Origin of the sequence: Sulfitobacter sp. M22 (assembly GCF_021736025.1) — a bacterium.
GTDB lineage: Bacteria > Pseudomonadota > Alphaproteobacteria > Rhodobacterales > Rhodobacteraceae > Sulfitobacter > Sulfitobacter litoralis.
Map to the genome: position 1 here is coordinate 232,687 of NZ_WMEC01000001.1, position 22,013 is coordinate 254,699.

Below are 22,013 nucleotides of genomic sequence, written 5' to 3' on the forward strand. Positions count from 1 at the left end.
TTTATTATTGGGCCTTTTACGTGACAAACGACGACTTCAAAATGGACCGCTTCGACGCGGCGATTCTCTCGGTTCTGGCCGAGGACGGTCGCATCAGTATCACCGATCTCGCAAAACGGATCGGCCTGTCCAAATCCCCCACCCAAGCGCGGCTAAGGCGGCTGGAAGACAGCGGCATAATTCTGGGCTACCGGGCCCTTTTGGACCCGATACGCCTGGGACTGGATCACGTCGCATTTGTCGAGGTCCGTTTGGAAGACACCCGCGAAGTCGCTCTGCGGGCCTTCAACGAGGCCGTGTCCCGTGTGCCTGAAATCGAACAGGCGCATATGATCGCGGGCAATTTCGATTATCTGCTGAAAGTGCGCACGCGTGATATGGCGGCCTACCGTCGATTCCTGGGCGAAACAGTCACCACGCTGCCCTATGTCGCCAACACGTCGACCTATGTTGCGATGGAAGCGGTCAAAGAAATCATGCTTGCGGATAAGACCTGAACCATTCTCTTTCATGATGCGATCTGACGTTTGCACCGCCAAGACAGCATCTGACCATTTACACCGCCCGCAAGCTGGCTATTGTGCGCGTCGATGCGGGCGTGATGGAATGGTAGACATACCAGACTTAAAATCTGTTGGGCCTTGTGCCCGTGTGGGTTCGAGTCCCACCGCCCGCACCATCTTTTATTGCTAACCCACTAATAAGTGGCAATATTTTTTGATATAGCCAATTTCTATCCCCCCTGTAGTCCACCCTCGTGCAGTTGCATTAAGCGATGGCCGCTGGACAAACGCCTTGGCGATCAGCGATACCGAAGAGACGAATGTTAGAGCGGGGGCTAGTTACCTTCGATAGCAACTGTCTATTGTCGTTCTTTGAAGATTTAAAGTATCTAGCTGGCGCTAGAAGGCAACTAGATGTACCCAAAAGCGACATTTTTATTTCTTTCGTCGGGTTTGTAGATTTGAAGAAGCTAAATTCAAAAGCACGCAACTGGCTAAGGGTTAGAGCTCTTAATCAGAAACGGCGCAAAGCCAACCCTCAACAAAAGCGGCCTCTTAGCCCAAGCGCAAAGAAACAATACCACGCTCAATCGGTTCAGATATGGCAAGGCGGAGAACCTGAGAGGGCAATTTGCACAGCCAAGCCAGTGAGAGCGCCGGCACATCTCTCGTTTCAGAACAATGGTGCAAGGACGACAGAATTCCTCACACGCACACGAAGACACGGCATGTTGTCCAATAAGGCCCGGAATGAAAGCTTCGTGACACGCAGTTCCCCGAACTCGATGGCAAGAATCGCTGGCTATCTCGATTTTTCGAGCATTGCGCATATATCTACAGGAGCGGCGGTTGTGCTGACTGCGGATTATGAAAGGCTCTCTAGGTTGCTTGGCGAAGTCCCTCCAACGATTGATCTGCCGAAATGGTCGCCTCAGGTTGTCACCCGCCTGCATCAAATCGGATTTTTCAGCATTTTGGGGCACCTCCCTCAAATTGAAGCGCGCCTGGTTGAAGATGGGCCAACACTTACGATGCGGATTCTAAGCGCAACAAAAGCAGAAGGTTTTGAGCAGGTCGACAGCGCCCTTCAAGAGCTGTGCAAATTTCTGCTCGGAGACGATGGCTACACCGTTGCCGACCTAGACGACACCATCGTTAAAGTCCTGACTTCAATCAGCGAAGCTATTACAAACGTTACTCAACATGCCTACCCGTCAAACCATCAATATGAGCACGAACATGTGGAAAGGTTCTGGATCGCAGCTACGTCCAATCGGATTGATAAGACGTTAACCGTTGTTGTGTATGACCAAGGGGCATCAATTCCAGTGACCTACCCCAAGCTCAACCGTGTAGATAAGGTGCTGCGATTTTTAGAGCGCGCAATTCGTAGAAGGCCAGAGTTTGCATATCAAAACGATGGTGCTTACATCAGAGCGGCGATGAGGTATGGTGGTTCCAGGACCGACAAGCCATATAGAGGCAAGGGTTTTCCTCAGATGTATGAGATTTTGCAGTCCGTGGGTAAAGGAAGCTTGAGTGTGCGGAGCAGGGGTGGATGGTGTCGGCGCGCTCCCGATGGCCGGGTGCGGTCAGGGTCTCTTACATCATCTATTGGCGGAACGCTGATTGAGTGGAAAATTGACATGTCCGCAGAGCTGGCGGTAAAGGAACGATGATGATTGATATGGCAAGAGAGTTTAGCCCTTATCCTTCGGGGCGAGTGCCCGATGACGGCGAGTTCAACGGACAAAAGTTCCGGCGTGAGTACCTTATGCCCGCCATTGTGAAAATTCTAAATGGCGATATCGAAGACACTGAAATAGTAATCGATATCGACGGTGTTCGCGTCTTCGGATCATCGTTCCTTGAAGAAGCCTTTGGTGGCTTGGTTCGGGAAGATGAAATTGATTCTTTGCGCGCTATCCCTCTGCTGCGGATCAAGCGGACAAAGGCGGGCCTCCAGATGTACGAGGACGACATCAAGGATCACCTCACTACAGCTCTTGAGGCCGCCAAAGCCAAGCCACACTAACCAACGTGACCGAGGGCTTAATACTTACGATTTTTGGGGCCGCCGTTGGTTGGTTTCTTAATCAATACAAGGTGGTTGTCTCTGAGAACGCTAGCCTGATTAAATCCCATATCGCTGATATTGAAGGTTTCGCGGATGCCGCACAAGTTTATTGGCTAACTGAACCTGAGAATTTGCGGGATGAAAAAGTTCTTTCAGCGAAACTTAAGGCAAAACACGCGGCAATTTCTATCTTTCATGGTGAGGCCGAGAAGCGTTTAACCATTGAGCGACTGCGACAGTATCAAATGCTACAGCTCAGGTTGTTCAAGGTTTCGACGGGAGGGAGCTTTGAAACTGCGGGCCGAAAAATTGATCCAATTCGTGCCATTGAAGCCTACGAAATCAGCGCACAGCTGATCCACATATTGCGTTTTGCTGCGAAAGAACAAGTTTCACTTAGAGCGTTGCTCTCGACGCTCTATTATAAGGTGACGGGCAGACCGTAATAAGTTTACGCTTCGATAGCCTCTACGTGTTGAAGTTTTTGTCCGCTAACGTGATCGAGCAATCACCATAGGCGGTTCGCCTGGAAACGACGTCAGATCAAACCACTTAAACCGCCCTCCGTCCGCCTTGCGCACGCATGGAAATCTGTGAAGAGTTCAAACAGTTGCGATTACGACGGAAATCACAGATTTACACGTCCCGCCCCCCGTATGGGTACAACTAGCTTTGTTTATCTTTAATGATGCGTCTCGGACGACTTAAGTTGGAAGACGCGGATGTAGTAGTCCCGAGCCTCATCGGTAAACCCATACATCTCTATGTACTTGACTAAAGCGGCCTCTAACAGCTTGATGCGCTCAGATTCACCCATTCCGGTTGCCTCCCTTTGTTGCTCACGTTGAGTGTCAAAAGTTAATACGCAGTTAAAAATTCAATGTGAACCAGGACGTGCGGTATCGGTTTCGCCCAGCTAGGGCGACAAAATTCAGAGGTAGTAGGCTACGAAAAATGCGGCCAACCACAGAAGTCCGACAGCCGCTGCAAACGCGATGCGCTCGTACACCCATCGACGTGACTGCCGCTTTGTTTTTTCATCATCCTTAGCCTTAAGACGCAAATGGCCCGCTTCAATGCAATGGCAAGGGGGCTACGTTGAAGACTGCCGACTTACCAAATGCATATGCTATGTTGAGCCGAAGGGACTAGGTAACCGCTAGACTAGTTGATCCCATCGAATATCGTTAGGATCTGTTTGGCTAAGGTAGCCACTTCAAAGGGCTTGACGATAACGCCGAGCGCTCCTGCTTCGAATAGCTCCTTGTTTTTGTCGACGCCTGCCCGGGCGGTTACGAAGATAGCTGGTATTTTGGAGTAGCCCTCCAGGCTTCTAATATTCTCTAACGTTTCTACGCCGTTCATGTTCGGCATCATAACGTCCAACAGTAGGAGATCCGGCTTGAATGCTTCCACTGCGCTCATCGCTTCAATGCCGGAAGCGCAGCTCAGGACCTCGAATTCGCCTGAAATTTTTAATGAAAGTTCGACCAACTCTCGTATGTCGTCGTCATCTTCGACGTGGATCACCTTGATCATTAAACATCCTCGAAACCGGTTATTTGTTAAAACCCTTAGCGGTCTTCCAAGGCTGTAGATAGTGCGTTGCGGCAATTTTTCCAGACGACCTTTGCATATGCTTTGGGCAAGCATCCTCAATATAAAAACTCAAGCAGAATAACGACATAGGGCCAACATTCGAATTTGATGCATGGGAGTTTTTTGCTATGGCTGAATCTCGGGCTAATGTTGCGAAGCTGCGATTGAAGACGCTACCACCAGCGGAGGATCTGCTGGAAAAGACCTCACATCGAACCACTTGAATCTGGACCCGTCCGAATTCTTCTGGTCACCCATCACTATCTGGGCTTGGTTCACGCTATTGCGGATAAGCCCAGCGCGAAAAGCCCTCAAGTCGATCAGTGACCACGATTCCAAGCATGATTGATCAGCGCTTGAATGGCCGTAAAACATCCAGTCCCCGTTGCCGTTCACGATTTTGGAAAGCTCGGTCTGTCTGCCAGACGCTACAGCTGAGCGGACGGTGAACTGGTGGGGATACCGGCGAGCATAGCCAGGACGACGCACACGGGCCGCTACGCGCATGTCACGAGCATCCAGCATCATGAGGTCGGTAGCTTCCATGTGGTCAAATGGGTCTGGGGAGGTTTCCAAGAGGTGCCCGCCGATTAGCTGCTTTATCTCAGGCAGGAACCTGTCAGACCAGTTTCTGTTGGTGGCATAGCAATTCATCTTTCACAGTCTCCAATGCGGCCCCCACCGCGATGCCCGCGCCTCGTGATTGAAGCGCGGGCGAATGTGTATGATTCAAGATTCAGGTTAGCTTTCGCGTGGCTTAGCAGCGACGTATTCGGCGCGCTTACGCAGATAGTCAGCAACCGTTTTTCGTGCCTGAGTGTATTGTTCGCATTGAATCCCACCGGCGCTATCGATTTCGGCCCACTCAAGCATTGCTGCGGCGTCGCTATGGGAGGACGGGCAGCCATTCGCAATCTCTTCGCCGACGGCCTCTATCTCATCTTCTAACGAAGCAAACTCGCCAGCATCGTCGTCACCTTCAATTTTTGAAATGCTGACCCTTAGAGCTTTCCAGTGAGCGAGGCGGCTGGCAATTTTCTGATCAGGATCAGTGTAGAACTGTTCAACACCGGCTGCTTTTTCCAGCTTTTCCATATCGTCGAACATACCTTCAGCGATACATCCCATTGTCCCGAATAGTTCGGTATACCCAGCCTTCTGCAAATCCACAGAAATAGAGGTGTCGCTTGCGGCCATTCCCACACGCGCCAACGAATAAAGGCGGTTAATGCCTGTCACCAAGCGGCTGTCTGGCGTGTCAGGCAAATCAATGTCTAAAAACGAACGTGTCATGCGCTGGTTCCTTCTTCAAAATTCGTGCTGTCAAGCGCACCGGCAAGGACATCAGCGGCTTTCACGGATTGGCCGCAGAGAGTGTAAATCGCGTTGTGCAGGTGGCTGGATTCTGTTGTCTGATCGATCAAGATTTCCAGCCCTTGCAGCAACCCGTGCAGTACCGTCGCAGCATCCTGCATATCTTGGCGGGTTTTGAGTTCTTTCGTGGTCATGATGTAGTCCTTTCATTTGGGTTCAGATGGCTGTGTCGCCTACACCTGTCTTGCTTGCGCAGGGTGCTGTCTGCTTTGACAAACCACCGCATCCAGTGTGCTCGAAGAAAACGTCGGATAATTGGTGATACGAAAAGTTAAGCTGCTTGCGAAACCCGTCGATCACGAGAAGCAGGCACAATCTGACGTACCTGATCATTTTGTTGAGCTGCCCTTAAAGCCGCCCGCAGCACGCCAATTCGAGCATAGTCCGCCTGTGCCCAGCGCTCTTTGCCTTCGAGGGCTGCGATTGACTCTTGAATGCGAGACTCCTGGGGAGAAGCTTGCTCCTGCTTTTCCCGCAGCGCCTCCATAGTGCGGCTGTGCTTGGCATTGGCCCATGCGGCTTTCAGCGCCCGACGCATAATCACTCGAAAGCCGTATAGCGCCACGTTGGCCTTACGCACGATTTCCCAAGCTGCGGTCATAATGGCTTTGCGGTCGTATGTCATTTAGCGCCCCTTTATTGCATTTGGCTCCTATGTGAACTAATATGGGTCATATAAGATCCAATGTCAACCATATTGGGTCACAATAGAACTAAAATAGGTCACTTATATGCTTACAGGCTCACAAATCAGGATGGCTAGAGGCTACGCGCGACTCTCTGTTAAGGGGCTCGCGGACCTATCGGGCGTGGCTGAGTCGACTATCAAGCGCATGGAAATGGTCGAAGGCTCACCTTCGTCATCGGGCGCTAATCTTGAAAAAGTTCAGAAGGCTTTAGAGGATTGCGGGTTGCAGTTTTTAGAGAAGGGCGCATCCGCATTTGGCCCTGGCGTAGCTTCTGCCGCTGACAAAGAGTAATTTTTCAGGCCATCCATGGACGAGCGCATTTTGGGCGCGCGCTGCGATTTGTTATCCATTCTTGGATAGCCAATTACATTCTGCGCAAGTTGCCTTGGTCGGATGTTTGGTCATCTCTACCCGTTACTCCCTAAAGTCAGTACGACAACACCGGAGGAATGTAACACAACATTGGAAGCTAATTTCCTCCAATGTTTCGATACTTTTCTCCGGTGTTCTTCTAACGAGATGCGAGAAATGTGTTACGCATCAATAACTGAGGGCAGTGTCAGTCCCTGCTTATCCCATCAGTTTCTTAGTGAACTTCACAAGTCTTTCTGCTTGGAAGGCCACAGATTTCTTCCCGATGTCGCTCAGATCACCAGGTGTGCAGGAGTACCCATAAGGGTTTCCCCCGTCCTCAAACTTAATTGGATCGGCGTAGCCTGGTGGCACAATGATCGCCCCCCAGTGCATCGCAGTCGTGTAGACGGACTGAATCGTCATTTCCTGCCCACCCTGCGGATTCTGTGCGGATGTGGTCGCGGTGATAGTTTTGTTTGCTAGAGCGCCATTTTGCCATAGTGGCCCCAGAGTATCCACGAACTCACGGAACTGACTGGACGGCACCCCAAACCGGGTTGGCACAGAGACGAAATATCCGTCTGCCCATTCCATATCATCCGGCGTCGCTTCCGGTATGTCTTCCATATTTTCAAGCTGATCCCGCCAAGCATCTTGCCCGTTGACCACCTCGATTGGAGCCGTTTCTTTGCACCGACGCAACCTTACCTCGGCACCCGCAGCTTCGGCAGCACGGGCGGCTTCTAGTGCGACACCGTGATTGGTGCCATAAGTCGAATAAAATAGAACTGTGATCTTAGGCGTCATGTGGGTTCCCTTTCGCAGTTACCTCGTTGAAAACTGAAAGGTGTTCCGAATTGTTCCGCCGGTTACTCACCGAGACCGCTTTTAGCTGCTAGCCACAACAATCACGGGCGAATGCCCTGCGGCGCTTCTGGCGGGCTAATATGGTGCTTCTAGGCAGACCGACCCTCAGACCCTATGTTGTAGCCAAACCCAACAAGGATACTCATGATGCGACACCAGCTAAGTCAGTGGCTTCGGGACAAATCATATTCGGCACCGGCATCCACACCCTATTGGATAGCAGCAATCTATGCTGCCTGGATCTGGGCAGTCTGGTACTTTGATTGGGGCATACACCTCTGGTAACTAACCCTTGGGTAGGTAGGCTTCATATTCGATCCTGCATACGCTTTTCGCCTCATTCACTCCGGCTTGGATCTCGGCAACCATCGTGTCTGGCCCCAGCTCGCCCAGCGCCTCGTAGATGTTCCAAGTCAAGAATATCAGATATTCATCAAAAGAGTTGCAATGCTTGGCGATATCCTGCCCCGTAGGGTCAGCAGCCAAAGCTTCTGCGGCCTGACGGATAGCATCCACCCGATCAGGCCGCATTGGTCGTTCGAAAGGCTCTCTGCCTGAATGCCTCATTCTACTGAAGTACCAGATAGCGCCCGTACCACAGCGCTTTGCTCACCTTCTGAACCATAAGCGGGCATGACGGCTTTTTGTGCCAACAGAGCGGCTATAACACTACGCTCAAGGTCGTTAACGGCTTTCTTGGGTAGAGGCTTACCATTGCGGATTAGCTCGCCCAGCGCCGCAATTTTCTTACGAGCGCCTCGCTCACCCAGATATTTAGCAGCTTGTCCGGCGATAGCTGGTGCAATGAAAAGAGGGTTCCCTGTTGCGCCCGCTGCACCTGCTGCACCAGTAAAGCCGCCAAGCGGCAGTGCACCGGAGGTCGGAGCCAAGCGACCGATAAGCCGCAAAGCATTCTGAGTTGGTGTGCCGTCTGCGATATCCCGCATGGCTTGCAATTCAGTTTCATTGAACCCTCTTCGCAACTTCGGGTTTTCCAGCACCCTGCGTACATTCTGCCGGATTGCGTTAATTTCATTGCCTCCAGTTCCGGTAGTGGCAGCACGTCGAAGCCCTTTCGCAACCAAGCCGGTATCCTCAGCTTCGAACAGTTGAGACTTGTGAACACGGCGCGACTTTTCGCGAGCGCCTGTCAAAGCAGCCACGACCTCATTTGCTCTATTCGTTCCGGTAACATCTCCAGGCTGCAGCTGATCTAGATGATTATCAATCGCATCTTTCATCATCATGCCAAGGCGGCGCTCTCCTGCCTCGTTCGATCCTGCTACGTTGTCACCAATCCACTGCCTTGCTTCGTCTACCTCTGCGATGCTGGGCGGACGCTGTCGCATATCGCCAGCCAGTTCTTCTGCTGCAATGGCGGCTTTGGGGTTCATACGTCTAGTTGCGGGGCGCGTTCCAAATGCACTCTCAATGCCAGCGGCTAGAGCATCCGAAGATTTGGGGCTGAGTGTAGCACCAGATTCCCGTACGGCTTCATAGCCCGCGCTACTTTGCGCCTGTAGCTCATCAAGTGTGGGAGCCTTAGGGCTGGGCCGCATCGCACGACTGGCGGCAACTGGAGACATACCCCCTAGAAGCGACGCAACGAGATCAGCCGTATCGCTTTCGGGCGCTATTTCACGTGATGCTTGCCCCGCAATGCCCGATCCAAGCGCACTTGCGACCTCTCCACCAGCGACAGCGAGAGGTGCCTTGGCTCCGCGAAGCATGATACCTCCTGGTACCGCCATTGCACCCACTTCCGTGCCGACACGCCTACCAAACCGCTGGGCTGCATTCTGCGGCTGAATTTCTGAGATAGTTGGCGCGAGGATGTCTCGGAACGTGTCGCTACCGCCAATCGGATTTTCAATGGGCTGGAAGTCTGTCCCAATCAAGGCGTTCAGGCCCTCTTTGCCAGCATTAATAGCGCCGGTCATCAAGTCCACAGGGGCTCCGAAGATGCCAGCAATGCCTTCGTTGACACCGCTCATAGTCTGCTCTGTCATATTGGTTTTCGAGCGACGCGCTTTTTCACGCTTGGCCTTCTCTAATAAGGCTGCTTGCATCGCAGGATTACGCGCTCCTGCTTTTTGACTAGAAGCAGCTTGTGCCGCTGTACGATATGGCTCCAGCGCTTTCTCAATATCTTCGATTGCCATACCAGGGGGGAACTCCACGACACCCAGTCCTGGCACCTCAACGGCTATAGGCTGCGCAGGTGCTTGCCGTTGCAACTCAGCCTGTTCGCTCAGCGCTTTTCGACGCCGAGCGTTTGCCAATGCGCGTGCCCGTTCCCTATCACGAGTTCTTGCTGTTGATGTCGCCAAATCACTCATCGTACCGTCCCTTTTCCACTGCCAATTCTATCTCAAAATCCTTACTTCCCAAAGCTTTAACTTCACTATTCCACTTTGAGATGACCGCTTCACCGGGTCCGACTTCCCCCTGAGCAACCGCCTTACATCGGGTCTCAAACTGGTCGAATGTTTCGGCGCTCTGTCGCTCCACAAAAGCGCCAGCATGTGGACCAGTGACAATCGTGGCTTTCCAAATCTCACCCTCGACGCCGCCACTTTTGGCTTCGAAAACAGTTCGAAAGAACACGATAAGGTACTCCGAGCCGCCGGACTTCTGCTCCATAGCTTCGAGCCGTCTTTTGATATTCATTTGATTGCCTCCAGTGCGACGATGCGGCGCTCAATTTCTGTGGTTTCCAACGTGCGGCGAAACTGCTCAACCACTGCCATGACAGTCGCTGCCTCAAGCGGGGTGACGTCACCCTCTGCAATTGCTTTGAGGATGGCTCGCGCAGCCTTGGCTGCATCCTCTGCCGTTTCTATCTCTGGCAGGGCAAACGAAACCGGCGCATCCTTGCGGGCTGGTGCGATCCGGTCGAGGCATAGGCGCAGAGCAGTGACATCGCCTTCTAAAGCCTTGTCGATGGCTGCTTGTGTCAAAGCCTCCTGCTGGCCCTCTAGCATCGCCTCAATGGCCTGCGTGACCTTGTGGCGTGCGCCTCGTGGCCTGCCGGGATTTCCAGACGCAAAGGTGCCGTCCGGATTGCGCTCATCCGTTTTTGATCCGTTTTTACGGTCCTTCATGGGATTGCTCCTATGCGTCTTGCTGCTTCGATGGTTTCTGAATGGGGCCTTTGAACCTTGGCCACCTTCTCAGCACTTCCAGCACATGCCACTGGTGGCGTGCTAAATGGTTGAACGTTGTCTGCCGCAGGTTTGCCCGTGTAGTCTTTTTCTTTTCTCGTTTCAGTTTCGTCTAAGTGTTGTGTCGTCTTAGTGTCGTATGCCCCCACGGTGTGGGCAGGGTGGCGGCAGGGTGCCTCAAGGTAATACTGCAGAGAGGGAATGAGCGAGCACAGTTCGACCTTAACTGCGCGGTTTTGGCCGTTGAGTTGATCCGCCAGCGCTTCGTGTAAGTCGTCCTCGTAGTTGTGGCGCATCCCTGACAAGAAGGGCTTGAACACTTCGCGGAGCTTCGACCATTCCACACTTTCGGGCTTCCACCGCTGTGCGCGTTTGATTGCGCCGACTGTGAACTCTGCTGCTGACTCCAGTATCATTTCATCAGGCGCGTTGAGATCCGCATAGTCAGCCGCAATGGAGGCCATACGGCTAGCGTTTTCGGGGGCATTCTTCTTGAGAAACCAGCTATGAATTCGAACGAAGTCTTCATCTTCATCGAAAGATAGCAGGCCAATTTCGGCCATCTTGTGGATAGCAGAATCGAGCTCCGATACCGAAAGGTCAGCATCATCTGCCCAAACGGCCTTAGGATACCGAAAGAGGCCGATGTATCCACCCAGCGGCGTGAGGTGGGCACAAAGATACGCCCACCTTTCCTTATGGTTGAGCCGCCGCAGCTTCCGAGAGTGAGGCAGTGTGGTTTCAATTTGGGCGAAAGTTTTGGCCACTACACGCCCTCCCCATAGTGCAGGCCAGCGACTAGGCGGGCCTGGGTTGCGGTCAGGCCGTAGAGGCGCTGCAAACGGGCAATCTGGATTTTGAGGGCCATAATCACGCTGCACCCCCACCAATGCGACGGACATTGCCGTTGAGGAAATACACACCGAACTTGGCGCGGTCTGTCGCCGTGTCGTTTGAGTACATCTCCTTCGTGATCGGTACCCCGTAGTCACGGCGCAGGATACACACCCGGTCGGAGATGCGCACAGGGCTGGCGCAGTAGACGGGCTGCTGCATCAGGGCGTCGAGAATGATGCGGTTGCCCTTTGCAACGGTGATCACCTTTACGGTCCCGTTATCCTCAGCAATTTCATAGCGGGCAGGAGCAGTGCCGGTAGGCATATCGCTCCAGCGCTCTACGCGAAGCGCATTCGCCGGGGGACGGTCAGTCGGAATGAGGTTTTTGGTGATAATGCTCATACATACGGTCCTTGAATTTTGGACCAAGCGCAGCTAACATTCGAATAGTCCGCCAAGACTGTCGAATGATTAGCACCCCTGCTTGATCCTTTGGATTCGGCGGGGGTTTGCATTAGGCGGCTTGCTGTTGGGATGCGGCAATCGCGTTATCGACTTCGCTTTCCACCCAATACAGGCGGCTCCCGATTTTGATGGGTGCGGGAATGCGGTTTTCGTCGACATCCCGATAGATGGAGGACCGCGAGCGGCCGCCCATTTTGTCTGACAGTTGGTTCAGGTTGAGGTATTTCATGCTTCACCTTTTGTTGTCGTGGTGAAGCAAATTTGCGCTTTAGTTAGGGATGATCGTAGTCAGTTTAATTCGCCATCCCTGAGGGTATGTCCTAGGCGAGACAGGGCGCTCTTGGTTGCTGTAGCCTGCGGCGAGAAATCCGGAATTGCTCGCTTTCCCAACAACGCATCGATGACTGGGCTTCGAATTCCAATAAGGTAGCCGTGAGAAGCGTAATACTCTCTAAACGCTGTCTTTTCTCGGATCACCTTCCCAACTTGATTTTCGGATACCGGCATATTGAGTGCGGTATAGGCCGCCCAAATGGCCTGCGCGGCAGAAAATTTAGTATCGCTGAAGCGCGGCACGTTTAATGCTTTTTTCATCCATTCTGCCAATATGACAAAAAGGATGTCCCTCTCTCTCACGTTTCTCATTCCACCATCTGGGGGTGGGCCAGCAAGAGAATCCAATTTATCTGCGACAATCATTCTGATCGGCTCTGGAACTGGGTAGCCCAGAAGAATGTTCAATCTCGCGATAGTCAAAATGTACTCATGTGCTCGCTTTACGGATACAAACAACTCTCGAATTTTTGTCGCACCCTCGGCGGTCATTTCATAGCCGATCACTTCTTCACGGCCGTCCCCACGCCGCTGATGAACTGCTGTGAAAGCTGCGACCACCTCACTGAGTGCCGGGTCTAGTTCGGGAATACTAACCCGCCCATCTTTCGTGTAGTGACCTATCACTTCGGTAGCAAACTTCACCGCTTGAACTTGGTTATTCGACAAAGCTCGAGACTTCATGTTTGCACCCCTCTGCAACTCACATGCCGAACCCCCTTGCACTGCCTGTCAGCCTTTCTTTCGGCACATGCAGAGCCCGTAACTGTGCAGTAAGCCGTTTGCGCACCCATCCAGAATAAGACGCTTAGTATTCGTCTATCGAAACTGCTCATCGCAACGCCCCTCAATCCAGCTATGCACAACGCTCTGCCGCCAGCCAATGGCCCGAATGCCCAGCTTGGTGGCCTTCGGGAAATCATCCCGGTTCATCATCCGGTAAATCGTGGACCTGCTTAGACCTGTCACCTCCTGAACGTCTCGGCAGCGTAGAATTTTATCAGTCATCTTTATCTCTTTGTTTAATGAATGATGCCATTCGTAGCAGTAAATGGTTTCAACAAGATTTAAGGTACGGGAATCAGGCAATTTTTATCACCTCGCTGGCGTTCCTGCCTGTGACGTGATCCGCCCAGCGCGTCATTAAAGGGCGGCGACGTTCTAATAGGTCTGTTCGACGGTAGGAGCGCTCGACCTTGTTGCCGACCACGTGAGCCAGTGACGTTTCGACAACCACTTCCGGCATGTCGGTCGTCTCCACGCACCACGTTTTGAAGCTGGACCGGAAACCATGAGGGCGGGCCAGCAACTCTCTCCGCTCCATGTGACGGCTCATTGTTGCGTCCGAGATTACACCCTTACGAACGCTTGGAAATAGGAAGCCTTCCCGCGATAGGGGCTTAGCCAACTCAATGACCTGTAAGGCTTCGTCAGAAAGAGGCACCCGGAAATCGGTAACCAGCCCGTGCTGCCCTTTCATATTAGCCGCAGGGATAGTCCATACGTTCGCCTCAATTTGATCTAGGTGGCAAAAGCGTACTGGATACGAACGCACGGCAGTTAGGATCAGCAACCGCAGGGCAAGGTGTGTGGGCGTCTGCTCGGGCAGGCTCGCGTAGAAGGCTGGCACCTCAGGCCAAGGCATGTAGGGGATGTTCTTCGCTTTGTGGCGGGTCTTGCCTAACAGCGCGCTCGCTTTCATGGTTGCTTGCAAATCCACGTTGAGACCCATCGCCGCCGCATGTTTCAGAGTGATGTTCAGTCGGTTCATTGCTTTTTGAGCAGTGTCGGCTTTCTCATGCCAGATAGGGGCGAGAGCATTTTTGATATCCTGTTGGTCAATTTCCTCGACGGGAACCTTGCCAATTTTGGGCAGCACATGCAGTTCGAGTGGCGAGAACCAACGACCGGCTTTCCCATCAGCCTTAAGCTGTGACTTGCGGGCCTCGAACGCTTCAAGCGCGACAGCCTCTAGCGTGTGATCCTTTTTGGCGGCAAGCCGACGTTGCTTGTCGCGAACCTTGATCGGGTCTTTGCCGTCACGGACCACTGCGCGCCACTTCTCTGCTGTTTCTCGCGCTTCTTTCAGACTGACAGTTTGAAGATTTCCAATTCCCATCTCACGCCGCCGCCCGTGGATGGTGACGCGTAGCACCCATTGAGCGCCCCCGTCCTCACGCTTGACGAGCCACAGCCCGCCCCCGTCCGAGTACTTGCCCGGAGGGGCTGTTCTGACCTTGGCCGACGAAAGCTTATGAAGTGCTGGCAATTTCTATCCCCCTCGCAATCCACCCCTATATCTAGCATGACATGGGATCGAATGAAACAGGATGATACAATCAAGGTTAATAAAAACAGAAGGTTGGAAAAAAAATGGTACAGGATGACGCTAGATGATACGTCAGTTCAATGCCCACCGCCCGCACCACCCTGTAAATAATATATTTTACTTGCTTGCACGGCGAACTATATTCACACCGTAGCCGATTAAAGCGGTTTTTCGAGTGTGATGTGGGCCATTGTTGCCGTACGCCCAAGAATTATGGTAAGCGGCGAAAGTTAACGAGGAGTTCCCATTGGACGACGAAACGCAGCTACGCGCGACTATTCAGGATCATGCCGCCTATTTGCTGGGCTCGCATGATTTCCAACATGACATTGATATGCTCGCGGGCAGTGAAACGGTTGGGACGCTGCTGGAAACGGTGATGTTGGCCACCAACATGCGGTTTGCCGCTGTGGCACGTGTGACGGCGGACCGATGGGTGGCCTGTCGCACGGTGGACGAGGTGAATTTTGGCCTCTCGGCTGGGGACGAGATCGGGATCGATCAGACTTTTTGCCAGTCGGTACACGAAACCTCGGAAAAAGTCCTGTTTAACAATGTCGCAACGGATGATGTGTATCGTAATCACCCGATCGCGGCGCAGTTCGGCATCGTCAGCTATGCTTCTATTCCTATCAAACGCAGCGATGGGACTTTCTTTGGCACACTATGTGCGATCGACACCGAACCTCGCGACGTAAAGAACCCCCGCGTGGTTGCGATGCTTGAACTTTTCGCGGACACTATCGGCCGCAGTCTCGAGACTGAAGAACGTCTTGAGGCGCAAGAACAGCTGGTCGAACACGAGCGCCAGATGGCCAAGATGCAAGAGGAATTTGTCGCGGTTCTAGGGCACGACCTGCGCAATTCAGTTGCAGCAATGAATGCCGGCGTACGCCAGCTTGACCGCGAGCCACTGTCGGATAAAGCGCGAAAAATTCTGCCGTTGATGGGCTCCTCGATCCACCGCATGAGCGAGCTGATCGAGAACATCATGCTGCACGCCAAGGCACGGCTTGGCGGTGGTATCCGTATCTCGGCGACGCCTGACGCGCCCCTGTATGACGCGTTGCATCAGATCGTCGAAGAGGTGCGCGCCACTGTCCCCAATCATGAAGTGACGGTAGATTTGCAATTTGACCGACCTGTTAGCTGTGACGCCCCGCGTGTTGCGCAGGCGGTGTCGAACCTGTTGTCCAATGCCGTGCGCCACGCTGATCCCGGGACTGAAATCGCAGTATGCGGGCGCGTTAGTGATGCAGAGGTAGAGATTACCGTGTCAAATCATGGCCGGCCGATCCCTGACGGACTGCGGCAGAAGCTGTTCCAGCCCTATCAGCGCGGCGATGATACTGCCGGAGAGGGGTTGGGCCTTGGCCTCCATATCGCGTCGTCGATTGCGATAGCGCATAGCGGACAGGTCGATGTGACCTGTGAAAATGGCGTCACGACATTTATTTTCCGTCTGCCGTTGCTCGCCGCCTAAACAGGGCGCGGGTCGGGGCCGCTTTGGGAAATACGAAAAAAGGCCAGCGCACTGCGCTGGCCTTTGCCATTTTCAAAGTGTCGTGCGTAGGATCAGCTGCGCACACCTGCGAATTTCTCCGCCCATTCATCGCGCTGTTCATCCGTGATTTTTGCGAACAGGACTTCGGGCACTTCAAAGCCGTGACCGGGGGCCAACTGTGCCAATGCGGCGGGCACATCGTCGGGCCATGCTGCGTTTTCAACCTTCATGCTCTCTAGCATGCTTGCCGCGGCGGTGGGGATGAAGGGGGCAGAGAGCACGGCATAAAGCGGGATCAGGTTCAGCGCCAGACGCACCTGTGCCGCCGCTTTGTCAGGGTCCGTCTTAAAGGTCGTCCAAGGGGCCTGCGCCTGCAGGTATTCGTTGCCCGCGGCCCAGATCGCGCGCAATTCGGCGGCGGATTTACGGACCTCCATCGCCTCCATCGCGGTTTGATAGCGGGCAACACGTTCGGTCAGATCCGCGATCAGCGCATGTTCCTCGGGGCCGTATTCGCCCGCTGAGGGGACGTCTTCGCTGAACTTCGAGCGGCAGAATTTGGTGATGCGGCTGATAAAGTTGCCCAATACATCCGCCAGATCCTTGTTCACGGAAGACTGGAAATTCTCCCATGTGAATTCGGCGTCCGAGGTTTCGGGCGCGTGGGACAGCAGCCACCAGCGCCAGTAGTCCGCCGGCAGGATTTCAAGCGCCTGGTCCATGAACACACCGCGCCCACGCGAGGTCGAGAACTGGCCGCCGTCATAATTGAGGTAGTTGAAGGATTTGATGTAATCCACAAGCTTCCACGGCTCATTCGACCCCATGATCGTCGCGGGGAAGCTAAGCGTATGGAAGGGGACGTTGTCCTTGCCCATGAACTGGGTATAGCGCACGTCGTCCGCGCCCTTGTCGGTACGCCACCAGCGTTCCCAATCGGTGCCTTTTCCAGCGTCGACCCATTCCTGCGCGCAGGCGATGTATTCGATGGGCGCGTCGAACCAGACGTAGAACACCTTGCCCTCCATGCCCGGCCAATCAGTGTCGCCGCGTTTGACGGGCACACCCCAGTTCAGGTCGCGGGTGATGCCACGGTCCTGAAGACCGTCGCCATCATGCAGCCATTTCTTCGCGATAGAGGTGGTCAGCACGGGCCAGTCGGCCTTGCTGTTGATCCATGTATCCAGTTTGTCCTTCATCTGCGACTGGCGCAGAAACAGATGCTTGGTCGCGCGCATCTCGAGGTCGGTGGCACCGGACACGGTAGAACGCGGGTTGATCAGGTCCTCGGGGTCGAGCTGTTTGGTGCAGTTGTCACACTGGTCGCCGCGCGCGTCTTCAAAGCCGCAGTTAGGGCAGGTGCCTTCGACATAGCGGTCGGGCAGGAACCGCCCGTCGGTTTCGGAATAGATCTGCCGCTGTTCGACTTCTTCGATCAGGCCTTGGTCATACAGGGCTGCGGCGAAATGCTGGGTCAGCACCTTGTTTTGCGTGCTGGATGACCGGCCAAAGTGATCGAACGACAGGCCGAACCCGTCGGCGATGCGGGCCTGCACCTCGTGCATTTCCGCGCAGTATTCAGCGACCGGCTTGCCCGCCTTGGCCGCAGCCAGTTCCGCCGGCGTGCCGTGTTCATCCGTGGCGCACAGGAACAGCACTTCGTGGCCGCGCCCGCGCAGATAGCGAGCATAGAGGTCCGCGGGCAGTTGGCTGCCCACAAGATTACCCAGATGTTTGATCCCGTTGATATACGGGATGGCGGAGGTGATAAGGTGGCGCGTCATGACTTGGACCCCGAAACTGCTTTTGCACGTCTCTAGCGCAGCGGCGGGGCAAGGGCTAGGGGGCGTCGCGTTCGCGGCTGCGGCGCATCAGGCGCCCAATGGTGAAGGACGTGCGCGGCGCATAGACATAGGGGGTGCGTTTCGCCGCTGTGGGGCGCGCGCGCATGCGGGTCAGACCGAACAAGACCAGCAGACCATGCCCGACCGAGATCATGGTAAACAGCGCCGCGGGGCCAAAGCCTTCGATCAATACCGAGGCCAAATAGGGTGCAAAGATCGCCCCCACGGCAAACCAGAACATCAAGGCGGCTGACAGCTCTACCCGTTCGGAACTGCTGGCAAAGTCATGGGCGTGGGACGCCGCGACGGAATAAATCGGAAACGTTGTGAGGCCAAAGAAGGTCGCGGCAAGGAATACCGCCTGCGTGCCCATGCCAGCAGACATGACCGTCACCGCGCAACTTACCATCGACGCCGCCGACAACCAGATCAGCACCCAGCGGCGGTCGAATTTATCGGCCAGCCAGCCAACGGGAAATTGCGCCATCGCGCCCCCGAGCACGAAGGCTGACAGAAACCACGCGATCTGACCGGCGGTCAGCCCGACCTCTTGCCCGTAGATCGGCCCGACCATCCGGAAAGATGCGCTCGACAGCGCTGCGACGACCACCGCAGCGACGGCCAAGGGGGACCGCTGGATGGCCAGCTTGGGCCGCAACCGTCCCTTTTCAGGGGTTTCGGGTTGGGGCAGGCGTGTCAGCACCAGCGGGATCAGCGCGGCACAACACAAGATCGCCAACAGGTTATAAGACACATAGGATGCAGGTGCGAGCACGCCGATGATCATCTGTGCCGCCAGTGACCCGCTGGTGTCGACAACGCGGTAGGCCCCCATGGTACGGCCGCGCGTCTCATTGGTGACTTTGGCCTGCAACCAAGCCTCAACGACCGTGTAACACCCTGCAACGCAGAATCCCGAGGCGACCCGCATCAATGCCCAGGCATAGGGGTCCAGCACCATCATATGTGACAGCAGCCCGATCGCCCCTGTTGCGGTAAAGGCTGCAAAGGCGCGGCTGTGGCCGACACTGCCCAAAAGACGCGGTGCGCCCCAGCAACCCAGAAAGAACCCCACGAAATGCGCCGACCCCAACAGGCCGATCTGTTGGTTGGTAAAGCCCAGCTGGATGCCCGACAGCACGTCCAATGGCCCCACACCGCCCGACGACAACTGTAGCAAAATGACAGATAAAAAGAGAGCGGCGAAGGAAATGAGAAGGCGCATATTTTGCTACTCTGTTCTCTTTTGCAGGCGAAACCAACGGCCAAAACGATGTCTGTGCGACAATTTTCGTCATCGGGCCTTTGCGCGGCTCCCGTGCCTCTAAAATGACCTTGCGGTGGCAGTGCGGAACAGAAAGGTTAGGCGCAAAGCTAAACGAGGAATTCCGATGCAAAAGAACACACTTGGCCACACCGGTATCGAAGTGACAGATTTCTGTCTGGGCTCAATGACTTGGGGGACGCAGAACACCTCTGACGAAGGTCATGCCCAGATCGAACGCGCGCTTGATGCGGGGATAAATTTTATTGACACCGCCGAGATGTACCCCGTTAATCCGGTCAAAGCCGAAACCATTGGCCGCACCGAAGAGATCATCGGCGAGTGGATCGCAAAGACCGGGCGTCGCGATTTTGTGCTGGCGACGAAACACTCGGGCGCGGGGGCACCGGTACGCGACGGCGCGGGGATTTCATCTGACACGATCCGCAGCACGCTTGAGGCGTCATTGAAGCGGATGAACACCGATTACGTCGACCTTTATCAGTTTCACTGGCCCAACCGTGGCAGCTATATGTTCCGCAAGAACTGGGACTATGACCCCTCGTCGCAGAACCGCGCAGAGACGATGGCCCATATGGAAGACTGCATGGGCGCGCTGCAAGACGAAGTGACCCGCGGCACCATCCGCGCCTTCGGGCTGAGCAACGAAACCGCTTGGGGTCTGACCCAATGGGTGAATGCAGCGGAGCGGACAGGCGGCCCGCGTCCGGTCTCTGTGCAGAATGAATATTCGCTGTTGAACCGCATTGCCGATAGCGACGTGGCAGAGACATGCCACAACGAAGAGATTGGCATGCTGTCCTACTCTCCTTTGGGGGCAGGTCTGTTGACCGGCAAGTACCAGAGCGGCGCGATACCCGAAGGGTCGCGGATGGCGATCAACGGGGATTTGGGCGGGCGCAAGACAGACCGCGCGTTTGCTGCCGTAGAGGATTATTTGCAGATTGCGCAGAAACACGGGCTGGACCCGGTTCAGATGTCGATGGCGTTCGCGCGGCAACGGCCCTTTATGGCGTCGGTGATCTTTGGCGCGACGTCGCTTGACCAGCTTGACGTTATTCTGGGGGCCATTGACTTGCATCTTGATGACGAGGTGATGGCCGATCTGGATGCCGCCCACAAAGCCCATCCAATGCCCTTCTGAACCAACGCAGCCCCAGCCCCGATACCATAGGAGATTTCGATGCCGCCTACCATGAACAAGGACGTATTCATCACGTGTGGCGTATCGGGGTCTGGGTGCGGTCTGTTTGTCGGGCATGAAAGCCTCGGCCCAACGAAAAGGCCCGCTACATGAAGCGGGCGCTTTGGGCGTTGGCCCTGCTTGCCGGGTGCTCTGCTCCTGCGCCCGAAACGGCGAAAGGTCTGCGCGACACCAAGGCGCTGATCGGGGCCACCAGCCGCTATGATGCGGCTCGCTTCAAGGGGGCTTGGGTGGTGCGCGATAGCTTTGGCGACGGCGTGGCGCAGGTCGCCTTGGTCGAGACAACCAAAGGGCCGGCGTTCCAATTGTGCGCGCAGACAGGGTGCCCTGACGGCGGTACCCTTTGGCTGGCGCAGCAACAGGGGCAGGGGCGGTATGCGCTGTCCCTTGCTGACGGTACCACGCGTGCGCTTTGGGTACTTTGGGTCGACGAAGGGTTCCGCACGGCGGTGGTCGGAAATCCGGCTGGAGACTTCGGCTGGATTCTCGACCGCAGCGCCACGGGCGGCGCAGACCGGATCGCGGCAGCCCGCGAGATACTGGACTTTAACGGCTATGACACGGGTCAGCTTGGGATGCCGCGATGACCCCGATAGGCTGGCAGGAACAGGCGTGGGTGGCGGTGTCCTTTGGCCCGCGCATCACACGAGGGCTGGAATATGGGCATGGGTGATACGATGCCTGACCTGTGGGTCCTCGTGACGCTCGCCGCTGCGGTGTTCCAGACCGGGCGTTTCATGCTGCAGAAATATCTGGCCACCGCGACATTGTCGGCGGCGGGGGCGACGTTCTCAAGGTTCCTGTATTCCGCGCCATTTATCGTGCTGGGCCTTGCGGCCTATCTGATGCTCAGCGCGACGCCTTTGCCGGCCCTAGGTCCGGGGTTCTGGGTGCACGGGCTGATGGGGGGGATGGCGCAGATATTGGCGACCGTTTGCGTCGTGCTGTTGTTCAAACAGCGTAACTTTGCTGTCGGGATCACGTTCAAGAAAACCGAAGTTATCCTGACCGTGCTGGTCGGATGGGTCATTCTGGGCGAGGGCGTCAGCGCCACCGGCTTTGCCGCGATTGCCCTAGGCGTGGTGGGGTTGCTGCTGCTGTCCGGCGGTGCCGAGGCAAAAGGCTTTCACCTGCGCGACTTGCGCAACCGCGCGGCGGGGCTGGGGGTTGCATCCGGCGCGTTGTTCGCCGTTTCCGCTGTGTCCTACCGCGGGGCGTCGCTGGCGGTGATGACAGAGCAGCCTGTGCTGCGCGCGGGGGTGACCCTTGCGGCGGTGGTTATGATGCAATCGGTCATCATGGCCGTTTACCTGCGCCTGCGCGAGCCGGGTCAGATCCGCGATGTCTGGCGCGCGCGCCGTGTCGCGGTCTGGATCGGCCTCACGTCTATGGGTGGATCGCTGTGTTGGTTCATCGCCTTCACGCTGCAGAACGCGGCCTATGTCAAAGCCTTGGGGCAAGTGGAGCTTATCTTGAGTGTTGCGGCCACTACGCTGTTTTTCCGCGAAAAGATCAGCACCCGCGAAGCTGCGGGCATGGCTGTGCTGATTGCGTCGATCCTGATGCTGGTTGTGGTGGCCTAGGG

Annotated in this window: 26 protein-coding genes and 1 tRNA gene; 10 read left to right on the forward strand and 17 right to left on the reverse strand. The window is 55.2% G+C overall.

All coding sequences use genetic code 11. The features are described 5' to 3' along the window. Positions 1-41 precede the first annotated feature (41 nt). From GLP52_RS01195 to GLP52_RS01215, 5 genes are all read left to right on the forward strand, one after another. A complete protein-coding gene (locus GLP52_RS01195) occupies positions 42-497 on the forward strand; it encodes an Lrp/AsnC family transcriptional regulator (RefSeq protein WP_093732526.1) in 456 nt (151 codons plus the stop codon). A gap of 95 nt (positions 498-592) precedes the next feature. Next, positions 593-679 (forward strand) — tRNA-Leu (locus GLP52_RS01200). Between the two features lie 609 nt (positions 680-1,288). Beyond that, the gene (locus GLP52_RS01205) at positions 1,289-2,182 is read left to right on the forward strand and encodes a hypothetical protein (RefSeq protein WP_237273318.1); all 894 of its coding nucleotides are present in this window, start codon (positions 1,289-1,291) and stop codon (positions 2,180-2,182) included. Next, positions 2,179-2,538, forward strand: coding sequence for an STAS-like domain-containing protein (locus GLP52_RS01210; RefSeq protein ID WP_237273319.1), 360 nt, complete (start codon positions 2,179-2,181; stop codon positions 2,536-2,538). The genes GLP52_RS01205 and GLP52_RS01210 overlap by 4 nt, the downstream gene beginning before the upstream one ends. 5 nt (positions 2,539-2,543) lie before the next feature. Then, positions 2,544-3,026 (forward strand): hypothetical protein, encoded by a 483-nt coding sequence (locus GLP52_RS01215; protein ID WP_237273320.1) that lies wholly within the window; start codon positions 2,544-2,546, stop codon positions 3,024-3,026. Between the two features lie 718 nt (positions 3,027-3,744). Here GLP52_RS01215 and GLP52_RS01220 read toward each other — a convergent pair. The 4 genes from GLP52_RS01220 to GLP52_RS01235 form a co-directional block, all read right to left on the reverse strand. Then, the gene (locus GLP52_RS01220) at positions 3,745-4,119 is read right to left on the reverse strand and encodes a response regulator (protein WP_237273321.1); all 375 of its coding nucleotides are present in this window, start codon (positions 4,117-4,119) and stop codon (positions 3,745-3,747) included. Between the two features lie 801 nt (positions 4,120-4,920). Further along, positions 4,921-5,472: a hypothetical protein gene (locus tag GLP52_RS01225; RefSeq protein ID WP_237273322.1), complete on the reverse strand. Its 552-nt coding sequence runs from the start codon at positions 5,470-5,472 to the stop codon at positions 4,921-4,923. Then, positions 5,469-5,687 (reverse strand): hypothetical protein, encoded by a 219-nt coding sequence (locus GLP52_RS01230; RefSeq protein ID WP_237273323.1) that lies wholly within the window; start codon positions 5,685-5,687, stop codon positions 5,469-5,471. Before GLP52_RS01230 ends, GLP52_RS01225 begins: the two co-directional genes overlap by 4 nt. 137 nt (positions 5,688-5,824) lie before the next feature. Next, a complete protein-coding gene (locus GLP52_RS01235; RefSeq protein WP_237273324.1) occupies positions 5,825-6,178 on the reverse strand; it encodes a hypothetical protein in 354 nt (117 codons plus the stop codon). Between the two features lie 184 nt (positions 6,179-6,362). Between GLP52_RS01235 and GLP52_RS01240 the strand changes: the two genes are divergently transcribed. Then, positions 6,363-6,533 carry a hypothetical protein gene (locus tag GLP52_RS01240; RefSeq protein WP_237273325.1) on the forward strand — a complete coding sequence of 57 codons (171 nt, stop codon included), beginning with the start codon at positions 6,363-6,365 and terminating at the stop codon, positions 6,531-6,533. A 279-nt stretch (positions 6,534-6,812) separates the two neighbouring features. Here the strand turns inward: GLP52_RS01240 and GLP52_RS01245 are convergent, their stop codons facing one another. The 11 genes from GLP52_RS01245 to GLP52_RS01295 all read right to left on the reverse strand — a co-directional run bounded on the left by GLP52_RS01245 (position 6,813) and on the right by GLP52_RS01295 (position 14,531). Next, positions 6,813-7,403 carry an NAD(P)H-dependent oxidoreductase gene (locus tag GLP52_RS01245; protein ID WP_237273326.1) on the reverse strand — a complete coding sequence of 197 codons (591 nt, stop codon included), beginning with the start codon at positions 7,401-7,403 and terminating at the stop codon, positions 6,813-6,815. Positions 7,404-7,748: 345 nt separating this feature from the next. Next, positions 7,749-7,994 (reverse strand): hypothetical protein, encoded by a 246-nt coding sequence (locus GLP52_RS01250; RefSeq protein ID WP_237273327.1) that lies wholly within the window; start codon positions 7,992-7,994, stop codon positions 7,749-7,751. A gap of 32 nt (positions 7,995-8,026) precedes the next feature. Next, positions 8,027-9,625 carry a hypothetical protein gene (locus GLP52_RS01255; protein ID WP_237273328.1) on the reverse strand — a complete coding sequence of 533 codons (1,599 nt, stop codon included), beginning with the start codon at positions 9,623-9,625 and terminating at the stop codon, positions 8,027-8,029. A gap of 169 nt (positions 9,626-9,794) precedes the next feature. After that, a complete protein-coding gene (locus GLP52_RS01260) occupies positions 9,795-10,133 on the reverse strand; it encodes a hypothetical protein (protein ID WP_237273329.1) in 339 nt (112 codons plus the stop codon). After that, positions 10,130-10,567 carry a DUF5681 domain-containing protein gene (locus tag GLP52_RS01265; protein ID WP_237273330.1) on the reverse strand — a complete coding sequence of 146 codons (438 nt, stop codon included), beginning with the start codon at positions 10,565-10,567 and terminating at the stop codon, positions 10,130-10,132. Before GLP52_RS01265 ends, GLP52_RS01260 begins: the two co-directional genes overlap by 4 nt. Continuing rightward, positions 10,564-11,394, reverse strand: a complete 831-nt coding sequence (locus tag GLP52_RS01270) for a hypothetical protein (RefSeq protein WP_237273331.1) — start codon at positions 11,392-11,394, stop codon at positions 10,564-10,566. The genes GLP52_RS01265 and GLP52_RS01270 overlap by 4 nt, the downstream gene beginning before the upstream one ends. Before the next feature lie 103 nt (positions 11,395-11,497). Further along, positions 11,498-11,866: a hypothetical protein gene (locus GLP52_RS01275; protein ID WP_237273332.1), complete on the reverse strand. Its 369-nt coding sequence runs from the start codon at positions 11,864-11,866 to the stop codon at positions 11,498-11,500. Between the two features lie 112 nt (positions 11,867-11,978). After that, positions 11,979-12,158, reverse strand: a complete 180-nt coding sequence (locus GLP52_RS01280) for a helix-turn-helix transcriptional regulator (RefSeq protein WP_237273333.1) — start codon at positions 12,156-12,158, stop codon at positions 11,979-11,981. Between the two features lie 59 nt (positions 12,159-12,217). Then, positions 12,218-12,946 (reverse strand): hypothetical protein, encoded by a 729-nt coding sequence (locus tag GLP52_RS01285; RefSeq protein WP_237273334.1) that lies wholly within the window; start codon positions 12,944-12,946, stop codon positions 12,218-12,220. A 135-nt stretch (positions 12,947-13,081) separates the two neighbouring features. After that, the gene (locus tag GLP52_RS01290; RefSeq protein ID WP_237273335.1) at positions 13,082-13,270 is read right to left on the reverse strand and encodes a helix-turn-helix transcriptional regulator; all 189 of its coding nucleotides are present in this window, start codon (positions 13,268-13,270) and stop codon (positions 13,082-13,084) included. Positions 13,271-13,343: 73 nt separating this feature from the next. Further along, positions 13,344-14,531, reverse strand: coding sequence for a tyrosine-type recombinase/integrase (locus GLP52_RS01295; protein WP_237273336.1), 1,188 nt, complete (start codon positions 14,529-14,531; stop codon positions 13,344-13,346). 307 nt (positions 14,532-14,838) lie between these two features. On the opposite strand from GLP52_RS01295, the gene GLP52_RS01300 reads away from it, so the two are divergent. Continuing rightward, positions 14,839-16,074 carry a GAF domain-containing sensor histidine kinase gene (locus GLP52_RS01300; protein WP_237271374.1) on the forward strand — a complete coding sequence of 412 codons (1,236 nt, stop codon included), beginning with the start codon at positions 14,839-14,841 and terminating at the stop codon, positions 16,072-16,074. A gap of 92 nt (positions 16,075-16,166) precedes the next feature. Here GLP52_RS01300 and metG read toward each other — a convergent pair whose 3' ends face one another. Beyond that, positions 16,167-17,879 carry a methionine--tRNA ligase gene (gene metG / locus GLP52_RS01305; RefSeq protein WP_237271375.1) on the reverse strand — a complete coding sequence of 571 codons (1,713 nt, stop codon included), beginning with the start codon at positions 17,877-17,879 and terminating at the stop codon, positions 16,167-16,169. Positions 17,880-17,934: 55 nt separating this feature from the next. Next, entirely contained in the window at positions 17,935-19,164 is a 1,230-nt protein-coding gene (locus GLP52_RS01310; RefSeq protein WP_093732401.1) for an MFS transporter, read from the reverse strand. Between the two features lie 166 nt (positions 19,165-19,330). Between GLP52_RS01310 and GLP52_RS01315 the strand changes: the two genes are divergently transcribed. From GLP52_RS01315 to GLP52_RS01325, 3 genes are all read left to right on the forward strand, one after another. Continuing rightward, positions 19,331-20,368, forward strand: a complete 1,038-nt coding sequence (locus GLP52_RS01315; RefSeq protein ID WP_237271376.1) for an aldo/keto reductase — start codon at positions 19,331-19,333, stop codon at positions 20,366-20,368. Between the two features lie 149 nt (positions 20,369-20,517). Beyond that, positions 20,518-21,015: a lipocalin family protein gene (locus GLP52_RS01320; protein WP_093732403.1), complete on the forward strand. Its 498-nt coding sequence runs from the start codon at positions 20,518-20,520 to the stop codon at positions 21,013-21,015. A gap of 78 nt (positions 21,016-21,093) precedes the next feature. Further along, positions 21,094-22,011: a DMT family transporter gene (locus GLP52_RS01325; protein WP_237271377.1), complete on the forward strand. Its 918-nt coding sequence runs from the start codon at positions 21,094-21,096 to the stop codon at positions 22,009-22,011. Positions 22,012-22,013: the final 2 nt, after the last annotated feature.

Coding starts and splice junctions, on each gene's coding strand:
- GLP52_RS01195 (WP_093732526.1), top strand. CDS start 42: ATGGACCGCTTCGACGCGGCGATTCTCTCGGTTCTGGCCGAGGACGGT.
- GLP52_RS01205 (WP_237273318.1), top strand. CDS start 1,289: ATGGCAAGAATCGCTGGCTATCTCGATTTTTCGAGCATTGCGCATATA.
- GLP52_RS01210 (WP_237273319.1), top strand. CDS start 2,179: ATGATGATTGATATGGCAAGAGAGTTTAGCCCTTATCCTTCGGGGCGA.
- GLP52_RS01220 (WP_237273321.1), bottom strand. CDS start 4,119: ATGATCAAGGTGATCCACGTCGAAGATGACGACGACATACGAGAGTTG.
- GLP52_RS01225 (WP_237273322.1), bottom strand. CDS start 5,472: ATGACACGTTCGTTTTTAGACATTGATTTGCCTGACACGCCAGACAGC.
- GLP52_RS01230 (WP_237273323.1), bottom strand. CDS start 5,687: ATGACCACGAAAGAACTCAAAACCCGCCAAGATATGCAGGATGCTGCG.
- GLP52_RS01235 (WP_237273324.1), bottom strand. CDS start 6,178: ATGACATACGACCGCAAAGCCATTATGACCGCAGCTTGGGAAATCGTG.
- GLP52_RS01245 (WP_237273326.1), bottom strand. CDS start 7,403: ATGACGCCTAAGATCACAGTTCTATTTTATTCGACTTATGGCACCAAT.
- GLP52_RS01250 (WP_237273327.1), bottom strand. CDS start 7,994: ATGCGGCCTGATCGGGTGGATGCTATCCGTCAGGCCGCAGAAGCTTTG.
- GLP52_RS01255 (WP_237273328.1), bottom strand. CDS start 9,625: ATGGCAATCGAAGATATTGAGAAAGCGCTGGAGCCATATCGTACAGCG.
- GLP52_RS01260 (WP_237273329.1), bottom strand. CDS start 10,133: ATGAATATCAAAAGACGGCTCGAAGCTATGGAGCAGAAGTCCGGCGGC.
- GLP52_RS01265 (WP_237273330.1), bottom strand. CDS start 10,567: ATGAAGGACCGTAAAAACGGATCAAAAACGGATGAGCGCAATCCGGAC.
- GLP52_RS01275 (WP_237273332.1), bottom strand. CDS start 11,866: ATGAGCATTATCACCAAAAACCTCATTCCGACTGACCGTCCCCCGGCG.
- GLP52_RS01280 (WP_237273333.1), bottom strand. CDS start 12,158: ATGAAATACCTCAACCTGAACCAACTGTCAGACAAAATGGGCGGCCGC.
- GLP52_RS01285 (WP_237273334.1), bottom strand. CDS start 12,946: ATGAAGTCTCGAGCTTTGTCGAATAACCAAGTTCAAGCGGTGAAGTTT.
- GLP52_RS01290 (WP_237273335.1), bottom strand. CDS start 13,270: ATGACTGATAAAATTCTACGCTGCCGAGACGTTCAGGAGGTGACAGGT.
- metG (WP_237271375.1), bottom strand. CDS start 17,879: ATGACGCGCCACCTTATCACCTCCGCCATCCCGTATATCAACGGGATC.
- GLP52_RS01310 (WP_093732401.1), bottom strand. CDS start 19,164: ATGCGCCTTCTCATTTCCTTCGCCGCTCTCTTTTTATCTGTCATTTTG.
- GLP52_RS01315 (WP_237271376.1), top strand. CDS start 19,331: ATGCAAAAGAACACACTTGGCCACACCGGTATCGAAGTGACAGATTTC.
- GLP52_RS01320 (WP_093732403.1), top strand. CDS start 20,518: ATGAAGCGGGCGCTTTGGGCGTTGGCCCTGCTTGCCGGGTGCTCTGCT.
- GLP52_RS01325 (WP_237271377.1), top strand. CDS start 21,094: ATGGGTGATACGATGCCTGACCTGTGGGTCCTCGTGACGCTCGCCGCT.